Annotated in this window: 2 protein-coding genes; both read right to left on the bottom strand. The window is 71.1% G+C overall.

What is annotated here, in order from left to right; all coding sequences use genetic code 11:
* Positions 1-591, bottom strand: a 591-nt coding sequence (locus BN2279_RS09555; RefSeq protein ID WP_407702217.1) for an AMP-binding protein, incomplete at its 3' end; no start/stop codon positions are given.
* 316 nt (positions 592-907) lie between these two features.
* Entirely contained in the window at positions 908-1,483 is a 576-nt protein-coding gene (locus tag BN2279_RS09550; RefSeq protein ID WP_059008295.1) for a TerD family protein, read from the bottom strand.
* Between the last annotated feature and the right edge of the window lie 277 nt (positions 1,484-1,760).

The raw sequence follows: 1,760 nt of genomic DNA, 5'->3' as shown, positions 1-1,760 counted from the left end.
CACGACCGGGCGCGCGGGGCACCCGACGCCCGCGGCAGAGCGCGGGCCGCCCGCCACGCCCTTGGGGGGCGCTGTGGGGCCGGGGGTGAAGATGATCCACGCGTCGTCGCCGGGGGCCGGGCGGCCGGGGCGCGCGCCCGGGGCGGTCGCGGGGCGCGGCGTGAGCGTGTGCCCGGCGCCGATCACGGCGCACACGGCCGCCTCGTCCCAGACGAGTCGGGCCCGTTCGTCGGGGTCGTCGGCGTCGACCGGCACATACGCGGCGCCCGTCGCCAGCACGGCGAGAATCGCGGTATACAGGCCGGCGGAGCCCGACGGCATGCGCACGCCGACCCGGTCGCCTCTGCCGATTCCCGAGGAGCGCAATTCGTCGGCCAGTTCGGTGACGACCGCGTCCAATTCCCGGTAGGTGTACGCGATGTCGCCGTCGTCCACGGCCAGGGCCGTGGGCCACGCGGCGACGGAATGCCGCAGGATGTCGATCAGGGTGCGGGGGGACGCGGCGGAACCGGAACGGTAGACCGCTCCGTCCCTGACCGGGGCGGGGACGCCCCGGGCCTTCTCAGCGATTCGGATGCCTGTGCTGTCCACGTGCGGTACTCGCCCTTTCAGCGCACGAATCGAAGACGCGTGTGACCGATTCGTGAGTCGTTCGCTCCGCGACGGAGCCGGGCAAATGTAGGCAGCGGATTCTTTGATTTATCTGAGAGGGCTCTTTGGTTTCGCTGAGAGGGGCGAGAAGAATGGCGCCCGGAGAATTCATGGGGATTTCGTGACTATTTCTCCTCTGATATGAATTCTCTTTCGCCGCCGGGCGCGGCACCCCGGACGCGACGGAGCCGGACACGTCGTGGACGTGTCCGGCTCCATCGGACCGGTCAGGCGGCGGGCGACGCCGCCGGCGGTGTCAGACGTTGACGCCGTAGTCGGTGGCGATCCCCGCCAGACCCGAGGCGTACCCCTGGCCCACCGCGCGGAACTTCCACTCGTCGCCGTGGCGGTACACCTCGCCGAAGATCATCGCCGTCTCGGTGGCGGCGTCCTCGCTCAGGTCGTACCGCGCGATCTCCGAGCCGTCGGCCTGGTTGACGATGCGGATGAACGCGTTGCGGACCTGGCCGAAGCTCTGGCCCCGGTTCGCGGCGTCGTAGATCGACACGGGGAAGACGATGGTGGTGATGTCGGCGGGCACGGCGGCCAGGTTCACCTTGATGACCTCGTCGTCGCCCTCGCCCTCACCCGTCAGGTTGTCCCCGGTGTGCTCCACCGAGCCGTCGGGGCTGGTCAGGTTGTTGAAGAAGACGAAGTGCCCGTCGGAGGCGACCTTGCCGGAACCGGTGCACAGCAGCGCGCTGGCGTCCAGGTCGTAGGCGGCGCCCGTCGTCGTCCGCACATCCCAGCCCAGGCCGACCAGGATCGCCGTCAGGCCCGGCGCCTCCTTGCTCAGCGAGACGTTGCCGCCCTTGGAAAGGGAAACTCCCATGCTCTATCTCCCGCATGCGTGTGGGTGTGTGCAGCGATCACTCAGTGGCGCGAGAAATCTACCGCACGCCCGGGAGCCGTGACACGCCGAACCGGCCGGTAGCATGCGGGCCGCGCGGGAACGCCCGGCGCGCGGCGGCCCGGGGCCGCGCGGACCCGGGCCGTATCATTCACCGCGACCTCTCCGGCAGCCGCGGCGCACCGGGGCCGGCGCCCCGCCCGGCCCGCCGGGCCCGGCACGGACCACCAGCTCAGAAGGAGCACCCGCCCCCCGATGG

The sequence above is a fragment of the Streptomyces specialis genome (assembly GCF_001493375.1).
Lineage (GTDB): Bacteria > Actinomycetota > Actinomycetes > Streptomycetales > Streptomycetaceae > Streptomyces > Streptomyces specialis.
This window is presented reverse-complemented; position numbering and strand designations above follow the sequence as displayed.